The sequence below is a fragment of the Lichenibacterium minor genome (assembly GCF_004137685.1).
Taxonomy (GTDB): Bacteria; Pseudomonadota; Alphaproteobacteria; order Rhizobiales; family Beijerinckiaceae; genus Lichenihabitans; species Lichenihabitans minor.
In genome coordinates this window covers 111673-132183 of the sequence record NZ_QYBB01000013.1, presented here as the reverse complement: position 1 = coordinate 132183, position 20511 = coordinate 111673, and the positions used below count along the sequence as shown (strand labels likewise).

General features: G+C 70.9%; 25 protein-coding genes. 9 read left to right on the top strand and 16 right to left on the bottom strand.

What is annotated here, in order from left to right; all coding sequences use genetic code 11:
* Positions 1-792 precede the first annotated feature (792 nt).
* On the bottom strand, positions 793-951 hold the full coding sequence (locus tag D3273_RS13310; RefSeq protein ID WP_245501152.1) for a YqaE/Pmp3 family membrane protein: 159 nt from the start codon (positions 949-951) through the stop codon (positions 793-795).
* A 148-nt stretch (positions 952-1099) separates the two neighbouring features.
* Positions 1100-1372 carry a hypothetical protein gene (locus tag D3273_RS13305; RefSeq protein WP_129227302.1) on the bottom strand — a complete coding sequence of 91 codons (273 nt, stop codon included), beginning with the start codon at positions 1370-1372 and terminating at the stop codon, positions 1100-1102.
* A gap of 133 nt (positions 1373-1505) precedes the next feature.
* Here D3273_RS13305 and D3273_RS13300 point away from each other — a divergent pair, with 133 nt between their 5' ends.
* From D3273_RS13300 to D3273_RS13290, 3 genes are all read left to right on the top strand, one after another.
* A complete protein-coding gene (locus D3273_RS13300; protein WP_129227321.1) occupies positions 1506-2456 on the top strand; it encodes a tagatose kinase in 951 nt (316 codons plus the stop codon).
* The gene (locus D3273_RS13295) at positions 2453-3739 is read left to right on the top strand and encodes a D-tagatose-bisphosphate aldolase, class II, non-catalytic subunit (protein WP_129227300.1); all 1287 of its coding nucleotides are present in this window, start codon (positions 2453-2455) and stop codon (positions 3737-3739) included. Before D3273_RS13300 ends, D3273_RS13295 begins: the two co-directional genes overlap by 4 nt.
* A 79-nt stretch (positions 3740-3818) precedes the next feature.
* Positions 3819-4589, top strand: coding sequence for an L-iditol 2-dehydrogenase (locus D3273_RS13290; protein WP_129227298.1), 771 nt, complete (start codon positions 3819-3821; stop codon positions 4587-4589).
* A gap of 4 nt (positions 4590-4593) precedes the next feature.
* Here the strand turns inward: D3273_RS13290 and D3273_RS13285 are convergent, their stop codons facing one another.
* From D3273_RS13285 to D3273_RS13265, 5 genes are all read right to left on the bottom strand, one after another.
* The gene (locus tag D3273_RS13285; protein ID WP_129227296.1) at positions 4594-5850 is read right to left on the bottom strand and encodes a cation:proton antiporter; all 1257 of its coding nucleotides are present in this window, start codon (positions 5848-5850) and stop codon (positions 4594-4596) included.
* Between the two features lie 121 nt (positions 5851-5971).
* On the bottom strand, positions 5972-6661 hold the full coding sequence (locus tag D3273_RS13280; protein WP_129227294.1) for a dihydrofolate reductase family protein: 690 nt from the start codon (positions 6659-6661) through the stop codon (positions 5972-5974).
* 80 nt (positions 6662-6741) lie between these two features.
* Complete coding sequence (locus D3273_RS13275; protein ID WP_207210775.1) at positions 6742-7581, bottom strand: class I SAM-dependent methyltransferase; 840 nt, start codon at positions 7579-7581, stop codon at positions 6742-6744.
* 106 nt (positions 7582-7687) lie between these two features.
* Positions 7688-8167, bottom strand: a complete 480-nt coding sequence (locus tag D3273_RS13270; protein ID WP_129227292.1) for a TspO/MBR family protein — start codon at positions 8165-8167, stop codon at positions 7688-7690.
* Positions 8168-8192: 25 nt separating this feature from the next.
* The gene (locus tag D3273_RS13265; RefSeq protein ID WP_129227290.1) at positions 8193-8690 is read right to left on the bottom strand and encodes a DUF3429 domain-containing protein; all 498 of its coding nucleotides are present in this window, start codon (positions 8688-8690) and stop codon (positions 8193-8195) included.
* 147 nt (positions 8691-8837) lie between these two features.
* Between D3273_RS13265 and D3273_RS13260 the strand changes: the two genes are divergently transcribed.
* A complete protein-coding gene (locus D3273_RS13260) occupies positions 8838-9443 on the top strand; it encodes an invasion associated locus B family protein (RefSeq protein WP_129227288.1) in 606 nt (201 codons plus the stop codon).
* Positions 9444-9457: 14 nt separating this feature from the next.
* Here the strand turns inward: D3273_RS13260 and recO are convergent, their stop codons facing one another.
* Positions 9458-10183 (bottom strand): DNA repair protein RecO, encoded by a 726-nt coding sequence (gene recO / locus D3273_RS13255; protein ID WP_129227286.1) that lies wholly within the window; start codon positions 10181-10183, stop codon positions 9458-9460.
* A 105-nt stretch (positions 10184-10288) separates the two neighbouring features.
* Between recO and D3273_RS13250 the strand changes: the two genes are divergently transcribed.
* Both D3273_RS13250 and D3273_RS13245 read left to right on the top strand, forming a co-directional pair.
* Entirely contained in the window at positions 10289-10912 is a 624-nt protein-coding gene (locus D3273_RS13250) for a L,D-transpeptidase (protein ID WP_129227284.1), read from the top strand.
* The gene (locus D3273_RS13245; RefSeq protein WP_245501151.1) at positions 10909-11415 is read left to right on the top strand and encodes an OmpA family protein; all 507 of its coding nucleotides are present in this window, start codon (positions 10909-10911) and stop codon (positions 11413-11415) included. Before D3273_RS13250 ends, D3273_RS13245 begins: the two co-directional genes overlap by 4 nt.
* Before the next feature lie 22 nt (positions 11416-11437).
* Here the strand turns inward: D3273_RS13245 and D3273_RS13240 are convergent, their stop codons facing one another.
* The 7 genes from D3273_RS13240 to rpoZ all read right to left on the bottom strand — a co-directional run bounded on the left by D3273_RS13240 (position 11438) and on the right by rpoZ (position 17732).
* The gene (locus D3273_RS13240; RefSeq protein ID WP_129227282.1) at positions 11438-11953 is read right to left on the bottom strand and encodes a P-loop NTPase family protein; all 516 of its coding nucleotides are present in this window, start codon (positions 11951-11953) and stop codon (positions 11438-11440) included.
* Positions 11954-11960: 7 nt separating this feature from the next.
* The gene (gene era, locus D3273_RS13235; protein WP_129227280.1) at positions 11961-12890 is read right to left on the bottom strand and encodes a GTPase Era; all 930 of its coding nucleotides are present in this window, start codon (positions 12888-12890) and stop codon (positions 11961-11963) included.
* Positions 12887-13618, bottom strand: coding sequence for a ribonuclease III (gene rnc, locus D3273_RS13230; RefSeq protein ID WP_129227278.1), 732 nt, complete (start codon positions 13616-13618; stop codon positions 12887-12889). Before rnc ends, era begins: the two co-directional genes overlap by 4 nt.
* Complete coding sequence (gene lepB, locus D3273_RS13225) at positions 13615-14415, bottom strand: signal peptidase I (RefSeq protein ID WP_129227276.1); 801 nt, start codon at positions 14413-14415, stop codon at positions 13615-13617. The genes rnc and lepB overlap by 4 nt, the downstream gene beginning before the upstream one ends.
* A 126-nt stretch (positions 14416-14541) precedes the next feature.
* Positions 14542-14949 carry a holo-ACP synthase gene (gene acpS / locus D3273_RS13220; RefSeq protein ID WP_129227274.1) on the bottom strand — a complete coding sequence of 136 codons (408 nt, stop codon included), beginning with the start codon at positions 14947-14949 and terminating at the stop codon, positions 14542-14544.
* Positions 14950-14988: 39 nt separating this feature from the next.
* Positions 14989-17250: a RelA/SpoT family protein gene (locus D3273_RS13215; RefSeq protein WP_129227272.1), complete on the bottom strand. Its 2262-nt coding sequence runs from the start codon at positions 17248-17250 to the stop codon at positions 14989-14991.
* 80 nt (positions 17251-17330) lie between these two features.
* Positions 17331-17732, bottom strand: coding sequence for a DNA-directed RNA polymerase subunit omega (gene rpoZ / locus D3273_RS13210; RefSeq protein WP_129227270.1), 402 nt, complete (start codon positions 17730-17732; stop codon positions 17331-17333).
* Positions 17733-18090: 358 nt separating this feature from the next.
* Here rpoZ and D3273_RS13205 point away from each other — a divergent pair, with 358 nt between their 5' ends.
* The 3 genes from D3273_RS13205 (at position 18091) to D3273_RS13195 (ending at position 19891) form a co-directional block, all read left to right on the top strand.
* A complete protein-coding gene (locus tag D3273_RS13205) occupies positions 18091-18702 on the top strand; it encodes a LabA-like NYN domain-containing protein (RefSeq protein WP_129227268.1) in 612 nt (203 codons plus the stop codon).
* The gene (locus D3273_RS13200; RefSeq protein WP_207210774.1) at positions 18699-19382 is read left to right on the top strand and encodes a uracil-DNA glycosylase; all 684 of its coding nucleotides are present in this window, start codon (positions 18699-18701) and stop codon (positions 19380-19382) included. The genes D3273_RS13205 and D3273_RS13200 overlap by 4 nt, the downstream gene beginning before the upstream one ends.
* Positions 19383-19474: 92 nt before the next feature.
* Positions 19475-19891: a GNAT family N-acetyltransferase gene (locus tag D3273_RS13195; RefSeq protein ID WP_165359482.1), complete on the top strand. Its 417-nt coding sequence runs from the start codon at positions 19475-19477 to the stop codon at positions 19889-19891.
* A gap of 127 nt (positions 19892-20018) precedes the next feature.
* Here the strand turns inward: D3273_RS13195 and smpB are convergent, their stop codons facing one another.
* Positions 20019-20498, bottom strand: coding sequence for an SsrA-binding protein SmpB (gene smpB, locus D3273_RS13190; protein WP_129227264.1), 480 nt, complete (start codon positions 20496-20498; stop codon positions 20019-20021).
* Positions 20499-20511 lie beyond the last annotated feature (13 nt).

The window sequence follows — 20511 nt, the reverse complement described above, 5'->3', positions numbered from 1 at the left end:
AAGACGTAGGCCGCGCGGCCCGCCGCGACCGTCCCGAGGCCGACGAAGGTGAACCCCAGGCGGGCCGACGTGGCGAAGCGTAGAAGTCGGACGGGGTAGGGTCCCTTTGGGTCCCTCTGGCATCTGGGGGACCCTGGCGTTTGACCCCCACCCCAACGGTTTCGAAATCCGAGCCTAAAGGCCGCGTTGTTGTTCGACTTCGACGGCTTGTGCGGGTCCCTGGAAACTCTGGGTTCCCCCGGCCAACGGGTCCCCCAGCTCACCCTAAATGTCCAATCTTTGATTGTATTATTGCAAATATAGGCGTGCCTTCGGGTCCTCCGGTCGTCGGGTCCCTAGGGCCCGACAGTACATTACCAGCCGCATCCACCAGGGCTTCCGCAGGCCTTCCAACTCGCCCCAGCGCTCGGCAAGGTCGCCCGGATGAAGGGCCTTGGCGCGGTCCCGAGCTGGTGACACAAACTGGTAGCACAGACCTCAAATCCCGACCCACGCCGGCCTGGACGCAGGCGCGGTTCCAGCCTATCCAGGGCCGCAGGAGAGGCGTTCGCTTCCTCCCGAGATGCAGGTGGTCCCAGACGCTAAGTCGTTGACAACGCGAACACAGACCGCCGATTTTCCGGTGACGGACTGAGGCTGTCGGTCGATGCTGGCGTGTTCGGTAGACGCGCTAGCTTGAGGTGCTAGTTGGGAAACCAGTGGAGGTTCGAGTCCTCTTGGCCGCACCAACATTTCCGACGCTCACTCGATCGTCCAAAGGCCGGAAACGTTTCGTTTCCGGCCTTTTTCGCGTCAGGTCGCGCCTTCCCGTCGGCAGACCGCCAGGGCCCAGATCGTGGCCGGGATCCAGCCGATCACCGTCAGGTGCAGGATGATGCAGAGGACGCCCTGCACCATGTGGCCGCGCAGGAACATCGCGAGCCAGGGGGCGATGAAGCAGATCAGGATCATGATCACGGCGATGACGGCTCCTCGATGGACGGGGTGGACCGGCGATTCGTGTCCGCCCGGTGTGGCACGCCAACGCTGAGCCGGTCCCGGCCGTTCCGGGAGCCCTCGGGCCGAAGCCGGGCCTGCCCGTGGCGACGCCGTCGCGGCGTCACCGCGCGGGCGGCGGGACGAAGCCGTCCGGGTAGGCCAGGCGATGGCCGGGCCGGTAGGGGGCCGGCTCCTGGTCGAACAGGTCGCGTCCGTCCCCGGCGATGTAGGCGGACAGGCACCCGCCCGCCGGGAAGTAGGCCGTCGCCTCGCAGATGTTCTTGTTGTGCTCCAGCGCGCCGCGCTGTGAATTGAACGCCGTCGCGGCACCGGCCGGGCCGGCCACGACCGCGAAGGCCGCCGCGGCAATGAGGGGGACGAGGGCTCTGGACATGGGACGCTCTCCGCTGTGTTCGGTCGCCTGGAGGAACGCACGGCCGGCCGATTCGGTGCCGCCGCGCCGCGTTTGACGCTGTCGGCGCGTCCGGCTATTCGCGGCCGGACGGAGGGCGATGCGGCGCATGCGGATGAAGAAGGTCGTCACCATCGGTGAGATCGTCGTCGAGGTCATGGCGACGGAGCCGGGCCTCGGCTTCCGCGAGCCGCTGGCGCTCGTCGGCCCGTTCCCGTCCGGGGCGCCCGCCATCTTCATCGACCAGGTCGGGCGCCTGGGGCAGCCCTGCGGCATGGTGGGGCGGGTCGGCGCGGACGATTTCGGCCGGCTCAACCTCGACCGCCTCGCGGCCGACGGGGTCGACGTGTCGGCGATCGGCGTCGATCCGGTCGCCGCCACCGGCAGCGCCTTCGTGCGCTACCGGCCCGACGGGGACCGCGACTTCGTGTTCAACATCCGGCAGAGCGCCAACGCCGGCATCGCGCTGGACGACGCCGCCCGCGCCCTCATCGCCGGCGCCGACCACCTCCACGTCATGGGGTCGTCGCTGTTCTCGCCGGCCCTCGTGTCGGCCACCGACGACGCGGTCGCGGCCGTGAAGGCGAAGGGCGGCACCGTATCGTTCGACCCCAACGTCCGCCGCGAGCTGCTCGACGCGCCCGGCATGCGCGCCGCGCTGGCGGGCCTCCTGGACCGCTGCGACCTGTTCCTGCCGAGCGGCCCGGAGTTGCTGCTGTTCGCGGAAGCGGACGACGAGGAGGCCGCGGTCGACGAGATCCTGGCGCGGGGCGTGCGGGCCGTCGTGGTCAAGCGCGGCGCCGCGGGCGCCGACCATCGCGACGCGTCCGGCATCGTCCGACAGCCGGCCTTCGCCGTCGAGGAGGTGGATCCGACCGGGGCGGGGGACTGCTTCGGCGCCGCGTTCGTGGTGTTCTGGCTGCGCGGCCTGCCGCCCGCCGAAGCGCTCCGCTACGCCGCCGCGGCGGGCGCCCGCGCGGTGACGCGCCGCGGGCCGATGGAGGGTGCCTCGACCCTGGCCGAGCTCGACGCCTTCATCGTCGCCGACCGGGGGGCCGCGCCGTGACACCTTTCCGCATCGCCGACATCGCCCGCCTGCGCCATGCGGGGCGCCGCTTGGGCATCACCTCGGTGTGCACCGCGCACCCGCTGGCCATCGAGGCCGCGCTGCTGCAGGGGCTGGCCGACGGCGCGCCCGTGCTGATCGAGGCCACCTGCAACCAGGTGAACCAGGACGGCGGCTACACGGGCCTGACGCCCGAGGGGTTCCGCGCCTTCGTCGAGGGCATCGCGGCGCGGGTCGGGTTCGACGCGGCGCAGCTGATCTTCGGGGGGGACCACCTCGGGCCCAACCCGTGGCGCGCCCTGCCGGCCGCCGACGCCATGGACAGGGCGGAGGCGATGATCGCCGCCTACGCCGCCGCCGGCTTCTCGAAGCTCCACCTCGACACCTCCATGGGGTGCCGCGGCGAACCCGCGGCGCTGCCCGACGCCCTCACGGCCGCGCGGGCGGCGCGCCTCGCCGGCGCGGCCGAGCGGGCCGCCCGGGTCGCGGGCCTGCCGCCGCCCGTCTACGTCATCGGCACGGAGGTGCCTGTGCCGGGCGGCGCCACCCACGCGCTGGACCACCTGGAGGTGACCCGCCCCGAGGCCGCCCTCGCCACCGTGGAGGTGCACCGGCGCGCCTTCGCCGATGCCGGGCTCGGGGACGCCTTCGGGCGGGCGATCGGCGTCGTGGTGCAGCCGGGCGTGGAGTTCGGCCACGCCGACGTCGTCCCCTACGATCCCGCCGCGGCGAGGGGACTCGCGGCGGCGCTGCGCGGCATGCCGCAATTCGTCTTCGAGGCGCATTCCACCGACTACCAGCCCGCGGCCGCCCTGAAGGCGCTGGTCGACGACGGCTTCGCCATCCTGAAGGTCGGACCCGGCCTCACCTTCGCGCTGCGCGAAGCGCTCTACGGGCTCGACCACGTCGCGGAGGTGCTCCGGCCCGACGCCCGTGCCGAACCGCTGCGGGTCGCCATGGAGGCGCTGATGCTGGCCGAGCCGGACGGGTGGCGCCGGTACTACGACGGCGAAGGTGCGGCCCTCGCCGCGCAGCGCCACTTCTCCTACAGCGACCGCATCCGCTACTACTGGCCCCACCCCCGGGCGCAGGCCGCCGTGGACGCGCTGATGGCCCGGCTCGGCGACGCCGAGATCCCGGCGACGCTCGTCAGCCAATATCTGCCGCGCCTGTGGGAGGGCGTCAGGGGCGGGCGGGTGCGGCCCGTCGCGCGCGACCTCGCCGTGGCGTCGGTCCGCGTCGCCCTCGATCCCTACAGCGCCGCCTGCTCGGCGTCCTCGTAGACGAGCGCCGGGGCGTCGTGCCCAACCCCGCGGACGGCCGCCGGCCGTCCGCAACCATCGCCACCAGGAGGAGATCCCCATGCAGCTCGACGGCAAGGTCGCCATCGTCACAGGCGCCGCGCGCGGCATCGGACGCGCGGTCGCGGAGCGCTACCACGCGGAAGGCGCCAGGGTCGTGGTCGCCGACCTCAATCACGCCGGGGCGATCGAGGTGGCGCAGCACCTCGGCCACCGCGCGCTGGGGCTGCAGCTCGACGTCACCCACCAGGACTCGATCGACGCCCTCGTGGGGCGCGTCGTCGCGGAATACGGCGGGATCGACATCCTGGTGAACAACGCCGGGATCTTCGACCTCGCCCCCATCGTCGACATCACCCGCGAAAGCTACCGCAAGGTCTTCGCGGTGAACGTCGAGGGCTTGCTCTTCACCCTGCAGGCGGTGGCGAGGCAGATGATCGCCCAGGGGCGCGGCGGCAAGATCGTCAACTTCGCGTCCCAGGCGGGCCGGCGCGGCGAAGCGCTGGTGGGCGTCTACTGCTCGTCCAAGGCGGCGGTGATCAGCCTGACGCAGAGCGCCGGGCTCGACCTCATCAAGCACCGCATCAACGTCAACGCCATCGCGCCCGGCGTCGTCGACAACGAGCATTGGGACCACGTGGACTCCCTGTTCGCCCGCTACGAAAACCTGCAGCCGGGCGAGAAGAAGCGCACGGTCGGCGCTTCGGTGCCCTTCGGCCGCATGGCCAAGCCCGAGGAGATCGGCGGCCTCGCCACCTTCCTGGCCAGCGCCGACGCCGACTACGTCGTGGCCCAGTGCTACAACATCGACGGCGGCAACTGGATGAGCTGACGGCTCACGCGGCCTCGCCCTTCGGCCGCTCCAGCGTGCGGCGCGCCAGCGGCTTCAGGGTGGAGCCCTGGACCACGACGGTGAAGATCACCACCGCGTAGGTGGCGGCCAGGATGGCGGACTTCGGGCCGCCTTCCGGCAGCGCCAGGGCCAGCGCGACCGAGATCGCCCCCCTGACGCCCGCCCAGGTGAGGAACGGCAGGTTGCGCAGCGCCCGCGGGATGTCGCTGCGGAACGGGATCGGCAGCGACACGGCGGCGAGGCGCCCCAGCAGCACGCAGGGCACCGCCGCCAGCGCCAGCAGGACGGCGCTGGCCCCGAAGCTCACCTCAGCCATCTCGAGCCCCATCAACAGGAACAGCACCGAGTTCAGCACGTCCTCGATCAAGGTCCACAGCTTGGTGACGTAGCTCGACGTCCTGTCGCTCATGGCGTCCTGCGGCGCCTTCTCGCCGATCAGCAACCCCGCCGCGACGACGGCCAGCGGCCCGCTGGCGCCGAGCGCCTGGGCGACCGAATAGGTCCCGGCGACGAGGCCCAGAGTGATGAGCACCTCGGTCTGGTAGTGATCCAGGGACCGCATCGCCCGGTAGGCCGCGTAGCCGAAGACGAGGCCGAGCGCGATGCCGCCCCCCGCTTCGCGCAGGAAGTCGAGCGCGATGCCGCCCGGGCCGAGGTCGCCGCGCCCCGACGCGTAGCCCACCAGCACCGTGAAGATGACGATGCCGACGCCGTCGTTGAACAGCGCCTCGCCCTGCATCTCGGTTTCGATCACGGACGGGATCGCCACGTGCTTCAGCGTCGACACCACGGCGACCGGGTCGGTGGGGCTGATCAGCGCGCCGAACACCAGCGCCCAGGCGAAGGACATCGGGTGGCCGACGAGGCGCGCCGCTTCCCAGAACGCGACGCCCACCACGGCGGTCGACACCGCGGTGCCGACCACCGCCAGCGTCGCCACCGTAAAGGCGCGGCGGCGCAGGGCCTGGAGGTCGAGTGTGAGGGCGCCGGCGAAGATCAGGAAGGCCAGCACGCCGTTGAGGACGACGTCGGTGAAGTCGACGTGGCTCAGCATGGCGGCGACGGGCGCATCGTTCCACCACCCGGGCAGAAGGTGGCGCGCCGCCACGAGGAGCAGCGACACCGCCAACCCGGTGACGACGAGCCCGATCTCGTGGGGCAGGCGCAGCAGCTTGAAGTTGATCCAGCTCAGCGCCGCCGCCAGCGACAGCAGCAGGGCTACGAGATCGAAAGTCGCCATGGAAGATAGGGGATCCGGCAGGTCGGCACCGCGCCGGGCCGAGGGCCTCGATCTATGGCACGTCCCCCGGCGGTGTCATAACCGGGCGACATGACGGGTCGAACTGCCCGGCGAGCGAGGCTCAGCCTCGCTCGACCTTGTAGCGCAGCCACATCACCCCGCCCTCGCGCGGTTGGGAGGACGCGAGCGTGAAACGGAGCCCCTTGGCGGCATCGTCGTCGGGGGCGCCGTCGTAGTCGAACACGGCGCCGCCGCCCGCCAGGCCGTCGACCGCGGGGGCGAGCAGCAGCGACAGTTCGTCGACGACGCCGGCCTTCAACAGCGAACCGTTGAAGCGGCCCCCGCCCTCGACGAGCAGGCGCGCGATGCCGAATTCGCGGTTCAGCGTTTCCAGCACGCGGGCGAAGTCGATCTCGCGTTCGCCGCCGAAGATGTAGGACACGCCGTCGCGCCGCAGCCCGGCGAGGTGGGCGTCCGACACGGATTCGCTCAACACCACGACGAGGTGGTCGGCGTCGATCGAGTCCCGCCCCCAGGCGAGCCTGCCCGACGCATCGAGCGCCACCGCGTGCGAGGCGGCGTCGCGCCGGGCGATGTGGTCGGTGCGGGGCAGCCGCTCGTCCGTGGCGGGGTAGGGGGCCTCGCCCCGGGCATACCCGCTCATGGTCACCCGTCCGCACATCCAGGCGTCGCCCTCGAGCAGGTCGTGGACCTTCTCGTATTCGCCCCGGCCCTCGAAGGGGCTCCAGCGGCTCGTCTTGATGCGGCCGTCGACGGACGAGATCATGTGGACGGTGACGTGGGGCTTCATGCGATCCTGCCGCTGCGTTGCGTCGGCGTCAGATAGGGCCCCGCCGCGCCGGCCGCCAGCCAACGCGCATCGGCCGGGGGTCACAGCGGCTTGCGGAACTTCAGCACGAAATTGTCGGCCTCGCCGACGGCCTCGTATCGGGCACGGTCCTGCGCGCCCAACGCGAAGGTGGGCGCCAGCGTGGTGACGCCGTGCGGCCAATCGGCCGTGTCCCTCGGATTGGCCTCGATCTCGGAGGAGGCCACGAACTCGAAGCCGGCGAGCCGCGCCAGCCCCTTGGCGTAGTCCTCGCGCACGTAGCCGTCGGCGGCGCGGACGTCCTGTTCGCCGGCGCGGTTGCCGCGATGGTCCTCGAGCGCCAGGATGCCGCCGGGTTTCAGCGCCTTGTAGCACGCCACCAATGCTTCCTCGGCGAAGCCCTGCTTCATCCAAAGGTGCAGCTCGCGGAAGCTCAGGATCAGGTCCACCGAATTCGCCGGCGCGATGGCCTCGGTGCCGGGGCCGAAGGCCGACACCTTGAGGCCCGCGAAGAGCGCCGGATCGTCGGCGACGCGGCGATTGAAATAGTTGAAGCGCTTCGTCGCCGCGTCCCGCTCGGGGCTGCCGGGCGGCTGGACCTCCATGGCGGCGATGAGCGTGCCGCCGCCGTCGCGCAGGTAGGGCGCCAGGATCTCGGTCCAATAGCCGCCCGCCGGCCACAGCTCGACGACGGTCATGTCGGACTTCAGGCCGAAGAACGTCAGTTCGTCGACCGGGTGCCGGGCCGCGTCGAAGGCGAGGAAGCGCGGGTTGCGGCGCTCGCCGTCCACGGCTGCCCCCAGCGCCGGGTCGGGCGGCGCGGGCGCGTCCTGCGCGTGCGCGAGCCCGGCCGACAGGACCATCAGGGACAGGATCGCGGCGGCGCGGGACGGGACGGCCATGCGGTGCCTCGCGGTTCGCGGACGCGTCGACCCGACGTCCGCACGCCCGAGGACGCTCGGGATCGATGGCCCGGTTCCGACCGATGGGGCGCTCATGCACGGACTCTCAGGCTTGCGCGACGCGGTCGGGGTTCAGGCGCCACACGGACAGGTTCAGCGCGCCCGCTATCGTCACCCAGAGGAGATAGGGGGCGAGCAGCCAGGCCGCGGTGGCGCTCAGCGGCGCGAAGGCCAGGATGGTGCCGAAGATCGACAGCCACAGCAGCACGAGGTCGGCGAAGGCGAGGTCGGGCCGACGCAGCCCGAAGAACGCGGCCGACCAGGCGGCGTTCAGCACCATCTGGGCGGCGTAGAAGGCGAAGGGCAGGGCGACGAGGCCGGCCTGTCGCCACGCCAACCATCCCGCCACCGCGATCATGATGTAGAGCGGCGTCCACACGACCGGGAACACCCAGGGCTTCGGTGTCCAGCCCGGCTTGCGCAGAGTGCCGTACCAGTCGTCGGGCTTGAAGATCGCGCCGCTCGCCGCCGCCGCGAAGGAAACGGCGAGAAAGCCCGCCAGGGCGAGTCCCGAGGTCAGATCCATGGCGTATCGTTTCCCGGCCGGAGGCTCACCGCACCAACAATAGCACGAGCGTGGCGGCGAGGCAGAGCACGGGGATCGCCATCTGGACGGGGCGCAGGCGGGCGAAGTAGAGGGGCGCTTCGAGCTTCCGCGCCGCGATCGGGTCGAACACCTCCAGGCTGAGATAGCCGGCGATCAGCAGCGCCGTAGCCCAGGCCGGCAGGGCCAGCGCGGTCAGCACCAGCGCGGCGAAGCCCAGGCAGAACAGCCACAGCATGGTGACGATCTGCGATGCCGTGACGCCCCCGGGCGTGCGGAAGGACACGCCGCGCCGCACCCCGGCGAGGAACGTCAGGATGGCGCAGCCCCAGAACAGCGTGATGGCCAGCGCGGCCCCGCGCCAGGGCCCTTCGGCGAGCCAGAAGACCAGCGTTCCCACGGCGAAGGGCACCATGGCGACGTAGCCGAAGAAGACGCCGAGCCACGGCGTTTCGGCAGGTTCGGTGATGGTGAAGGTGACGGAGGACGGCACGGTGTCGGTCATGGGCGCCCAACGCACGGGCGGCGCGCGATGTTTCGCCGCCCGGCCCGTCGACGTCCCGGCGCCGCGCGGGCCGCGAAAGGGTTTGGCCCCGGCCCGTCCTGTTCTATGAGCGGGGCGCGACACCGCCGTCCCGGGACCGATCACACCATGCGCCACGCCGCCGGAGCCCCGGCCTTCACCTCCTCGCTGGCCACAGCGGTCCTGGCGTCCGTGATCCTCGCTGCGGCGCCGTCCAGCGCCGCCTCGGCCCAGACCGCGAAGCCCGCCGCCGCCCCGCCCGCACCCGCGGCCCCGGTGAGCGCCGACCCGTCGGTGACCACGGCTTCCTACGGCGACTGGACGGCCCGCTGCGAGAAGGGCGCGGGCGAGAAAGCCCAGCGCATCTGCGAAGCGGTGCAGACCGTCCAGCTCCCGAACCAGCAAGTGGCGGTGGCGCAGATCGCCTTCGGCCACGCGGCGAGCGCCGAACCGTTGAAGCTCGTCGTCGTGCTGCCGGTCGACGTGTGGTTCCCGAGCACCGTCCGGATCCTGGCGGGCGACAAGGATCCCGCCGGGGTCGAGCTCGCGTGGCGCCGCTGCCTCCCGGTCGGCTGCTTCGCCGAAAGCACCGGCTCGGACGAAGCGGCCCGCCGCTGGCGAAACGAGAACGGCCAGGGTCGAATCGTCTACAAGGACGGGCTCAACCGCGACGTCACGCTGCCCGTGTCGTTCCGGGGGCTCGCCCAGGCGCTGGACGCCCTCGGCAAGATGTGACGCCGGCGGGCCTTTCACGTCGGCGCGATGGCCGCCAGGTAGGCGCGGCGCGAGTCCGGCGGGGCGACGTGGCGCGGCGTGAACACGTCCCGCACGAGGAAGTGGTCGGTGAGCCGGAAGGCCGCCGCGAGGTCGTCCGCCGTCACGGCCGAGCCCGCCTCCCCGGGGCGCAGGAATGCGGGCAGGGGCAGCAGCCGGCCGGCGTAGATGCCCGCCGCCCCGACCGACACGGCCCGCCCGGTCTTGGGGGACACGTAGTGCAGGTCGGCGGTGAAGCCGGTCGCCGCGCAGGCGGCGAGGTCGAGGCCGAAGCCCAGCGCCGCCAGGAAGGCGAGCTCGAACTGCACCATCTGCAGCGGCAGCGCGTCCCGATCCTCGATGCCGTCCATCATGGCGTCGAGCATGAGGTGGAGCGCCGGCTGCGGCTCGCGCTCGGGGAGCAGGCGCGCGAGACCGCACAGGTGGTTCACGGCATGCAGCGCTGCCGCGCTGTCCATGATGCCGGCGGCGCGCAGCTTGAGCCCCTCGATGCCGTAGGAGCCCATGTGGTGGTCGATGCGGGCCCGCCACGTAGCTTCCACGGCGTTCCCGGGCTGCAGCACGGGGCGCAGGCGGCGGGAGCGGCCCCCCTGGACGAGGCCGAGGTGCCGCCCGTGCTCCGCCGTCAGCAGCTCGACGATGACGCTGGTTTCGCCGTAGGCCCGCCCGCCCAGCACCGTCCCACGGTCCCGCCATTCCACGCTGTGTTCTCCCCGCAACGCGTTCGGTGTAACGGAATATCAGCCACCCTGCCGACACTTTCCCCAGGCGAGGTGTCTCGCATCGCGACCCTTGGAGGATGAATCTTGGCGATCACGCGCCGCACGATGCTGGGCGGCTCCGCCCTCCTGGGCCTGATGGGCACGGGGGCGGCGCGCGCCGCCTTTGACCCGTCCCCGTTCTTCTCGGGCCGCGCCGAGGACCACGGGTTCACCTACAACCGATCCAACGTGGCGGCGCTCGACCCCGTGTGGCAGCGCCAGCTCGTCGAGCACGAGCACCACGAATCGCCCGGCACCGTGATCGTCGACACCCAGAACCACTTCCTCTACGTCACCTTCGAGAACAACACCGCCCTGCGCTACGGCGTCGGCGTGGGCCTGGAAGGCTTCAAGTGGTTCGGCCGCGCCACCGTGGCCCGCAAGGCCATCTGGCCCGGCTGGACGCCGCCGCCCGAGATGCTGAAGCGCCGCCCGGACCTGCCTCACCACATGGCCGGCGGCCCCGACAACCCGCTCGGGCCGCGCGCCCTCTACCTGTACCGGGACGGCACCGACCTCGGCTATCGGCTGCACGGAACGCTGGAGCCCTGGACCATCGGCACGGACGCCTCGTCGGGCTGCGTCCGCATGCTGCCCGAGGACGTGATCGACCTGTACGGGCGCGCCCCGGTCGGAACGGCCGTCCTCGTGCTGAAGCACATCCGGTGAGGGGCCCCGTCGTATCGCGCGCCTGCGCCGTCGCCCTGCTGGCGGCCGGCCTCGCCGGCTGCGGCCAATTCGGCGGCTCATCGGCGCCCAGCGTCAACGGCGACACGCCCATCGCCACGGTCCTCGACGCCCCGAAGGGCAGCCCGTCCGATTTCGACGTCAACGTCGGCCGCCGCGTCTTCTTCGCCGCCAACTCGGCCGAGCTCGGCGACACGGACCGTGCGACGCTCGACAAGCAGGCGGCGTGGCTGAAGCACTACACGCCCTATCGCATGGTGGTCGAAGGCTACGCCGACGAGCCGGGTTCGGCGGCCGCCAACCTGGAGCTCGGCAAGCGCCGCGCCGGAGCCGTGGTGGCCTACCTGGTACACCGCGGGGTCGCGGCGTCCCGCCTGCGCGCCGTGAGCTACGGCGACACCCGTCCGGTGCGCCGCTGCGCCGACGCGTCCTGCTGGTCGCAGAACCGCCGCGCCGTCACGGTGCTGGACGCGGTGGCGTCGTAGGCCGCACCGCCCCGGCGTCGGTTCACGACGCGACGTCGTGCGCGACGCCGTCGAGCCAGCGCTCGACATCGAACCTGGACCGCAGACGGTGGCGACCAGCCGGGAAAGCGTCGAACAGGCGCCCATGCCCGGATCGGGAACTCGATGTGCGCCGATCCGGATAAGCGGCCGTCCAGGCGAGAAGGGCGGCGAACGACGCCGCCGTCGCCCCGCCCCTCGGGCCGCGGCGCTCGACGGCGGCGAGGCAGTCCGCGACCGGAAGGTCGAGCCAGACCATGAGCGTGGCTCGCTGCACGACCTCGGCGGCGAGCCATCCGTACACACCCTCGATGACCCACTTCGATCCTTCGGCTTCCCGCCGAACGGTCGCGGTGGCGTCGTCCTTCTCGCGCGGACGGTCGTAGCCCCCCGGTTCCCAGTGGATCGCGTCGAGGTCGACGGGCCTGCACCCGAGCAGGGCGGATAGGCGTCCGGCCAACCAGCTCTTTCCCGAGCCGCTGTTGCCGAGGATCAGGATCCGTTCGAAGCGCGCATCCACGCCCCGGTCATGCCTTCCCCTTCGGGAACTCCAGCCCCATGCCGCGGAAGCGCTCGGGGTCGTCGAGCCAGTTCTCGCGCACCTTGACGTGCAGGAACAGGTGCACCTCGCATTCGGCCGCCTCGCCGATGTCCCGGCGCGCCGCCTTGCCGATGGCCTTCAGCGTTTGGCCGCCTTCGCCGATGACGATCTTCTTGTGCCCGTCCCGCGTGACGAAGATCGACTGCTCGATGCGCGCCGAGCCGTCGGGCCGCGTGGTCCAGCTGTCGGTCTCGACGGTGGTCTGGTAGGGCAGCTCCTCGTGCAGCCGCTCGAACATCTTTTCGCGGGTGATCTCGGCCGCGAAGAGCCGCAGCGGCGCGTCCGTCACCTGGTCGGCAGGGTACAGCCAGGGGCCGGCCGGCATGGCGCCGCCCAGCACGCTCAGGAACTTCGACACGCCGTGGCCCCGCAACGCCGACACCATGAACGTGTCGGCGAAGGCGAGCTTCGCGTTGACGGCTTCGGCGAGGTTGAGGAGCTTCTCGACCTCGACCGTGTCGATCTTGTTCAGCACGAGGAAGCGCTTGGCCTTCCCCTCGGCCATGCGGTCGAGGATGGCCTCGCTGCCCTCGTCGAGCCCCTTGCGCGCGTCGAGCAGCAGCGCGACCGCGTCGGCGTCGCCGCCCGCCCCCCAGGCCGCCTGCACCATGGCGCGGTCGAGCCGGCGCTTGGGCGCGAAGATGCCCGGCGTGTCGACGAAGATCACCTGCGCGGGCCCTTCGACGGCGATGCCGCGCACCGGTGCCCGCGTGGTCTGCACCTTGCGCGACACGATCGACACCTTGGAGCCCACGAGGGCGTTGATCAGCGTCGACTTGCCGGCGTTGGGAACGCCGATCAGCGCCGCGAAGCCGCAGCGCGTCGGCGCTTCGGGCGGGGTGGAAACGTCGGTCATGGTTCGGTTCCTTCTGCCGGCGGCGGCGGACCGAAGCCTTCGCGGCTCATGAAGGCTTCGGCGGCCGCCTGCTCGGCGAGGCGCTTCGAGGATCCGAGCCCGTCGGCGGGCTGCCATCCCTCGATCGCCACCGTCACGGTGAAGCGGGGCGCATGCGCTGGCCCGCTGCGCTCGGTTTCGCTGTAGACCGGGGTGGGCTTGCCCTTGGCCTGCGCCCATTCCTGCAGAGCGGTCTTGGGGTCCTGCAGGGCGCGGCGCGGCGACAGCATGCGGGGTTCCCAGAAGCGGCGGATCAGCGCGGAGGCGGCCTCGAAGCCGCCGTCGATGAACACCGCGCCGATGATCGCCTCGCACACGTCGCCCAGGATCGCCTGCCGCCCCCGGCCGCCCGACTGCACCTCGCCGGGGCCGAGGCGGAGGTAGGGGCCGACGTCCCATTGGGCCGCCACCTCGGCGCAGCTTTCCCGCCGCACGAGGTCCGCCAGGCGCCGCGACAGCTCGCCCTCCGTGGCCTGGGGGAACTCGCCGTAGAGCATGGCCGAGACGGCGAGGCCGAGCACGCGGTCGCCCAGGAACTCCAGCCGCTGGTAGCTCTGCGCCCGGGCGTTATAGCCCTGGATGCCGGAAATGTGGGTGAGGGCGGTGCCGAGCAGGTCGCCCCGGGTGAAGCTGTGGCCGAGCGCCGCTTCCAGCCCCGACCGGTCGGCGCGCCCCGCGTTGCGGCTCATCGGATCAGCGTGAGGATGCGGTTCCAGCGGACGTCCGTCGGCCAGCGCCAGAACTGCCAGATGGGCGTGTCCTCGCGGATCGAGAAGAAGATCACCTCGGCCCGGCCCACGAAGTTCTCGAACGGCACGTAGCCGACGCCGCCCTGCTCGATGGGCACGCGCGAGTCGAGCGAGTTGTCGCGGTTGTCGCCCATCATGAAGAAGTCGCCCGGCGGCACCGTGTAGACGTCCGTGTTGGACGCCATGCCGCCGTCGTCGCCTTCGAGCTGGATGATCTTGTGGGTGACGCCGCCGGGCAGCGTCTCGTTGTAGGTCGGCACCTCGGCGTCTTTGCCGAAACGGTCCTTGGTGGTGATGCTCTGGGTCGGTTCGCGCGGCACGATCTGGCCGTTGATGAACAGCCGCGCATGCATCACCTGGATCTTGTCGCCCGGCAGGCCGATCACGCGCTTGATGAAGTCGGTGCTGTTGTCGAGAGGGGTCTTGAACACCGCGATGTCGCCGCGCTTCGGCGACGTGCCGAAGACCCGCCCCGCGAACAGGTTGGGGCTGAACGGGAACGAGTATTTCGAATAGCCGTAGGAATACTTCGACACGAACAGGTAGTCGCCGATCAGCAGGGTCGGGATCAGCGAGCCCGACGGGATGTTGAACGGCTGGAACAGGAAGGTGCGCACCACCAGGGCGATGAGAAGGGCCTGGACCACGACCTTGACGGTTTCGCCGACGCCGCCGTCCTGGGAAGCCTTGCGGCGGCGTTCGGCCTCCCTGCCTTCGAGGCTCACCGGCTCCGTCATCGTTCTGGGTTCCGATCGTCCTGTCCGGCTCCGCCGGGGATGTGCGACGGCGCGCGGCGGGTCCGCCACGTCCGGGATCGCATCGCTATAGCGACCCGCCCGAGCCGCGCCAAGCCCGCCGCGACCTCACGCCGGGCGGGACGGCACGGCCTCGATCACCACGAAGGCCTGGGCGTAGGGGTGCTCGTCGGTGAGGCTCAGGTGGATCACCGCCTCGTGACCCGCGGGCACGATGGCGCCGAGCCGCAGCAGCGCGCCGCCGGTGAGGAGCATCGTGGGTTGCCCGGAGGGGCGGTTCACCACGCCCATGTCGCGCCAGAAGACGCCGTGGCGCAGGCCGGTGCCGAGCGCCTTGGCGCAAGCCTCCTTGGCGGCGAAGCGCTTGGCGTAGGTGCCGGCCCGATCGGCGCGGCGCTCGGCCTTGGCGCGCTCGACCGCGGTGAAGCAGCGCGCGGCGAACCGGTCGCCGTGCCGCTCCAGCACGGCGGCGAGGCGGCGGATGTCGCACAGGTCCGACCCGACGCCGACGATCACGGCCTCGCTCCGCCGGACCGTGAGGCCGTCCCGGACCCGTCACCCATTGACCCGCTCCACGCGCGACACGGTCTTCTGCGCCCGGAGCTGGGCCATGATGGCGCCGAGCTGCTTCAGGTCCCACACTTCCACGTCGACCAGCACTTCGCGGAAGTCGGCCGAGCGCGACATGACGCGGACGTCGTCGATGTTGGCGCCGTTCTCGCCCACCGCGCCGGTGATGGCGGCCAGCGCGCCGGGCTCGTTGATGGCCGTGACGGCGATCTGCGCCGGGAACAGCTCTTTGCGCGACGGGTCGATGTCCCACCGCACGTCGAGCCAGCGCTCGGGCTGGTCGTCGAAGGCCGTCAGGGCCGGGGACTGGATCGGGTAGATGGTGATGCCCTCGCCGGGGGTGAGGATGCCGACGATGCGGTCGCCCGGCACGGCGCCGCCGTTGGGGGCGAAGCTGACCGGCAGATCGCCCGACTGGCCGCGGATGGGGATGGGGCGCATGGGCCCCGCGTCGCCGACAGGGGCCGCGCCCGGCACCTTGAAGCGGAAGTTCTCGGCCTTCTCCAGGCCGAACCAGCCCGGCTCCCCGGCGCCCGGAGCCGCGCCCGCCTTGCGGGGTTCGCCGATCTCGGGATGCACGGCGCGCACGACGTCGGCCGACACCATCTCGCCGCGGCCCACGGCGGCCAGCACGTCGTCGAGCGACGCGCGGGCGAGGCGCGGCAGGACCGCCTTGACCTTGTCTTCCGAGAACACCTTGCCGTTGCGCTCGAAGGCGCGCGTGAGGATCTGGCGGCCGAGCCCGGAATATTGCGCCCGCACGGCGTTGCGCGTCGCCCGGCGGACGGCGGCGCGGGCCTTGCCGGTGGCGACGAGCCCTTCCCAGGCGGGCGGGGGCACCTGGCCTTCGGCGCAGGCGATCTCGACCTCGTCGCCGTTGGCGAGTTCGGAGATCAGCGCCGCCATGCGGCCGTTGATCTTGGCGCCCACGGCGGTGTCGCCGATGCCGGTGTGGACCGCATAGGCGAAGTCGATCGGCGTCGCGCCCTTCGGCAGCGCGATGAGCTTGCCCTTGGGGGTGAAGCAGAACACCTGGTCGTGGAACAGCTCGAGCTTGGTGTGTTCGAGGAACTCTTCCGCGCTGTCGGCGTCCGCCAGCATCGCGATGGTGCGGCGCAGCCCCGAATAGGCGCGGCTTTCGCCCGCCGCGATGCCGACGTCGAGCGCGCCGCCGTCCTTGTAGAGCGCGTGGGCGGCGATGCCGTTCTCGGCCAAGTCGTGCATCGCGCGGGTGCGGATCTGGAGCTCGACGCGCTGCCGGCCCGGGCCCACCACCGTGGTGTGGATGGACCGGTAGTCGTTCTGCTTCGGCGTCGAGATGTAGTCCTTGAAGCGGCCCGGCACGCCCGGCCATTGCGTGTGGACGACGCCCAGCACGCGGTAACAGTCCTCGATCGACTCCACCAGCACGCGAAAGCCGAAGATGTCGCTGAGCTGTTCCAGCGCGAGGCTCTTCTGCTCCATCTTGTGCCACACCGAATAGGGCTGCTTCTGCCGCCCCTTGACGCTGGCCCCGATGCCGCGCTGGGCGAGCTTGTCGGACAGCTCGGTCTCGATCTTGGCGATCAGCGAGCCGTAGTTCTCCGTCATGTCGTCGAGGCGGGACACGATGGATTCGTGGGCTTCCGGCATCAGCGCCGCGAAGGACAGCTCTTCGAGCTCGTCGCGCATGCCCTGCATGCCCATGCGGCCCGACAGGGGCGCGTAGATGTCGAGCGTTTCCTGCGCCACGCGGGCGCGCTTGGCGACCGGCACGTGGTGGAGCGTGCGCATGTTGTGGAGCCGGTCCGCCAGCTTCACCAGCAGCACGCGGATGTCGTCGGCGATGGCGAGCAGGAGCTTGCGGAGGTTTTCGCCCTGGGCGGCCTGCTTCGACACGAGGTCGAGCCGCTTGATCTTGGTCAGGCCCTCGACGAGGCTGCCGATCTCGTCGCCGAAGAGGCGGTCGATCTCCTCGCGGGTGGCTTCCGTGTCCTCGATCGTGTCGTGCAGCACCGCGGCCACGATGGTGGCGTCGTCGAGCTTCAGGTCGGTGAGGATCGCCGCCACTTCCAGCGGGTGAGAGAAGTAGGGATCTCCCGAAGCGCGCTTCTGCGAGCCGTGCGCCCTCATGGCGTAGACGTAGGCCCGGTTGAGCAGGTCCTCGTCGGCGTCCGGGTTGTAGCTCCGGACGCGGTCCACGAGTTCGTATTGTCGCAGGATCTTCGCGGGCCCCGGGCGGCGCGGGGCGAGGGTGGCGAGCGTCATCCACCCAATATCGGCCGCCGCGGTCGCGGGGGCAAGGCGGCGCGGGCGGGTGCCGCGCCGAAGTCCCGGCCGATGCGGGCCTACTCGCCCTCTTCTTCCGTCTCGACCGGGGGCACGAGGCCTTCGAGGCCGCGCAGCAGGTCTTCCTCGGTCATGCGGTCGAACTGGATGTCGGGGCTGGCCTCGGGGTCGGCGAGGTTCTTGGACGCCGAGGGCGTCATGGCGGGCACCGCCTCGGGCTCGGGCTCGTCGACCTCGACGTGCTTCTGCAGCGAGTGGATCAGGTCCTCGCGCATGTCCTCGGGGGCGAAGCGCTCGTCGGCGATCTCGCGAAGGGCGACGACGGGGTTCTTGTCGTTGTCGCGGTCGATCGTGATGGGTGCGCCCGACGAGATCAGCCGGGCCCGGTGGCTGGCCAGCAGGACGAGATCGAAGCGGTTCTCGACCTTGTCGATGCAGTCTTCCACGGTGACGCGCGCCATGGCGGTGTCCTTTTCGAGAGGGCTCAGGGAGGTTTCACGCTGCGGTAGCCCGCGGGGGCGCGCCGCGCAAGCCCGGAGCGCCAATTTCCGCTTGACGGGGGACGTTTAACCGGCGCAGCCCGCGCCCGGAGGGTGGAAACAAGGCGGCGCCGACACGGCGGCGTCGGAAAAAACACCCATTGCGGGCGCGTGTGCGGTGATGGACGCGCCGAAGCCCGGCGCTATAAACGCCTCCTGGCGCCATCGCCGGGCGACGGCCAGCGGTGCGCCGTCCGAACCCGAGCCGACGATGGGGGCGTCGTCGGTCGGCGCGTCGCCGCGACAGATCCCCGACATTGATCCGAAGAGCACAACCCGTATGGCCGAGCAAGAACGCACCGCCCTCTTCATCGACGGCGCCAACCTTTACGCGACCGCGAAGACCCTCGGTTTCGACATCGATTACAAGAAGTTGTTGCGTGAGTTCCAGAGCAAGGGTCGCCTGATTCGCGCGTTCTATTATACGGCGCTGGTCGAGGACCAGGAATATTCGTCGATCAGGCCGTTGATCGATTGGCTCGACTACAACGGCTACGCGGTCGTCACCAAGCCCACGAAGGAGTTCGTGGACTCGATGGGCCGCCGCAAGGTCAAGGGCAACATGGACATCGAGCTGGCGGTCGACGCCATGGAGATGGCCGAACACCTCGACCACATGGTGCTGTTCTCGGGCGACGGCGACTTCCGGTCCCTCGTCGAGGCCGTTCAGCGCAAGGGCGTCCGCGTTTCGGTCGTGTCCACCGTGACGACCCAGCCGCCCATGGTGGCCGACGAGCTCCGCCGCCAGGCCGACGAATTCGTCGACCTCGTCCACCTCATCGCGCGCATCGGCCGCGACGGCGAGCGCCCGGAGCGCGCGCCGCGGATCGAGCGCCGTCCGATCGCGCGCGAATACGTCCCGGCCCCGGACGACGGCGGCGCCGAGCCGTGACCTTCGGCGTCACGGCGGCCCGGGTCGTCCCCGTCGGGCCCGCGGAAGCGCCGCCCGACTGCCCGCTCTGCCCGCGCCTCGTCGACTTCCGCGCGGCGTGCCGGGTTCGCGACCCCGAAGGCTACAATGCCCCGGTGCGCTCCTTCGGGCCCGCGAGCGCCCGGCTGCTGGTCGTCGGTCTGGCGCCCGGCCGCGACGGCGCCAACCATTCGGGGCGCCCCTTCACGGGCGATTGGGCGGGGGACCTGCTCTACGAGACGCTCGAGCTCGCCGGCTTCGCCGCGGGGCGCTACGAGGAGCGGCCCGACGACGGCCTCACGCTGGTCGACTGCATGGTGACCAACGCCGTGCGCTGCGTGCCGCCGGCCAACAAGCCGCTGCCGGCCGAGATCGCCACCTGCCGGTCCTTCCTGGTCCAGCGCATGGCGGAGCTGCCGGAGCTGCGCGCCGTGCTGGCGCTGGGGCGGATCGCGCATGAGAGCACCGTCCGGGCGCTCGGCGCGAAGTTGTCGGCCGTGCCGTTCGGGCACCGGCGCAGCCACGACCTGGCGCACGGCGGTCGCGCGCTGAGGCTCTTCGACAGCTACCATTGTTCCCGGTACAACACGAACACGGGCGTGCTGACGACGGAGATGTTCCGGGCCGTCTTCGCCGATGTGAAGGACTTCCTGGGTCAGTAGCGAGAGATCACGCGTTTGCGGCCGCGGCCTGACGTGACCGCGCAGGTGCCCACACCGAGACACCTTCGGTTCGATGACTCATGAGGTTCAGCATGAGACTGCGCCCCGCGCTGCGAGCCGACCTGCCCCGCATCCGGCAGGTGCGGCACGGGACGGCGGAGAACCGCCTCCTCGACCCGGGCCGCGCTTCCGATGCGGAAGTGACGTGGTACATGGACGAAGCTGTCTTCCTCGTGTCCGAAGATGAGGTTGAGGTTCAAGGCTTTGTGTGTGCCGACGACCGGACGGGCTACATCTGGGCCTTGTTCGTGATCGACGGAGCTCAAGGGCGAGGCCATGGGACGGCGCTCCTCGATGCCGCCATGACCCGCCTAAGGGACGCCGTACACAGGCAGGCCTTTCTCTCGACGGGCATCGGCACCAGGGCCGAAGAGTTTTACCGGTCTCGCGATTGGCGGCCTACAGGCATCAACATGCGCGGAGAGGTTGTTCTCCGGTCGTGGCTTTGAATGCGGCCGGTGCGGGCCGTCGGCCCCGATGTGCCGTCCGCCGAATCCCTTGAAGATGCATATGGCGGCTGCTCTCGGGCGCCGGGCGGGCTTGTGTGCGCCACCCCGGCCCGATCTGCTGAATGCCCTACCAATCCCCGCCCTTGTTGCGCAGCACGCGCGACTTTTCGCGGTTCCAGTCGCGCTCCTTCTCGGTGGCGCGCTTGTCGTGGAGCTTCTTGCCGCGGCCGATCGCCAGGGTCAGCTTCGCCCGGCCCTTGTCGTTGAAGTACACCTTCAGCGGCACCAGCGTCATGCCTTCGCGCTCGACGCCCTGCGTCAGGCGCGCGATCTCGCGGGCCTTCATCAGGATCTTGCGGGGGCGCTTCGGCTCGTGGTTGAACCGGTTGCCGTGGCCGTATTCCGGGATCGTGGCGTTGATCAGGAACAGCTCGCCCTTCTCGGCCGAGGCGTAGGATTCCGCGATCGTCGCCTTGCCGGAGCGCAGGCTCTTCACCTCGGTGCCGGTCAGCACGAGGCCGGCCTCGTAGACGTCGCCGATCTCGTAGTTGTAGCGGGCCCGGCGGTTGTCGGACACGACCTTGAAGTTGCTATCGTCCTTGGACAAAGTCGGACCCGTT

Coding starts and splice junctions, on each gene's coding strand:
- D3273_RS13290 (WP_129227298.1), top strand. CDS start 3,819: ATGCAGCTCGACGGCAAGGTCGCCATCGTCACAGGCGCCGCGCGCGGC.
- D3273_RS13195 (WP_165359482.1), top strand. CDS start 19,475: ATGAGACTGCGCCCCGCGCTGCGAGCCGACCTGCCCCGCATCCGGCAG.
- D3273_RS13265 (WP_129227290.1), bottom strand. CDS start 8,690: ATGACCGACACCGTGCCGTCCTCCGTCACCTTCACCATCACCGAACCT.
- D3273_RS13260 (WP_129227288.1), top strand. CDS start 8,838: ATGCGCCACGCCGCCGGAGCCCCGGCCTTCACCTCCTCGCTGGCCACA.
- rnc (WP_129227278.1), bottom strand. CDS start 13,618: ATGAGCCGCAACGCGGGGCGCGCCGACCGGTCGGGGCTGGAAGCGGCG.
- D3273_RS13285 (WP_129227296.1), bottom strand. CDS start 5,850: ATGGCGACTTTCGATCTCGTAGCCCTGCTGCTGTCGCTGGCGGCGGCG.
- lepB (WP_129227276.1), bottom strand. CDS start 14,415: ATGACGGAGCCGGTGAGCCTCGAAGGCAGGGAGGCCGAACGCCGCCGC.
- rpoZ (WP_129227270.1), bottom strand. CDS start 17,732: ATGGCGCGCGTCACCGTGGAAGACTGCATCGACAAGGTCGAGAACCGC.
- D3273_RS13310 (WP_245501152.1), bottom strand. CDS start 951: ATGATCCTGATCTGCTTCATCGCCCCCTGGCTCGCGATGTTCCTGCGC.
- D3273_RS13270 (WP_129227292.1), bottom strand. CDS start 8,167: ATGGATCTGACCTCGGGACTCGCCCTGGCGGGCTTTCTCGCCGTTTCC.
- D3273_RS13280 (WP_129227294.1), bottom strand. CDS start 6,661: ATGAAGCCCCACGTCACCGTCCACATGATCTCGTCCGTCGACGGCCGC.
- D3273_RS13300 (WP_129227321.1), top strand. CDS start 1,506: ATGAAGAAGGTCGTCACCATCGGTGAGATCGTCGTCGAGGTCATGGCG.
- era (WP_129227280.1), bottom strand. CDS start 12,890: ATGACCGACGTTTCCACCCCGCCCGAAGCGCCGACGCGCTGCGGCTTC.
- D3273_RS13305 (WP_129227302.1), bottom strand. CDS start 1,372: ATGTCCAGAGCCCTCGTCCCCCTCATTGCCGCGGCGGCCTTCGCGGTC.
- D3273_RS13275 (WP_207210775.1), bottom strand. CDS start 7,581: ATGGCCGTCCCGTCCCGCGCCGCCGCGATCCTGTCCCTGATGGTCCTG.
- D3273_RS13215 (WP_129227272.1), bottom strand. CDS start 17,250: ATGACGCTCGCCACCCTCGCCCCGCGCCGCCCGGGGCCCGCGAAGATC.
- D3273_RS13205 (WP_129227268.1), top strand. CDS start 18,091: ATGGCCGAGCAAGAACGCACCGCCCTCTTCATCGACGGCGCCAACCTT.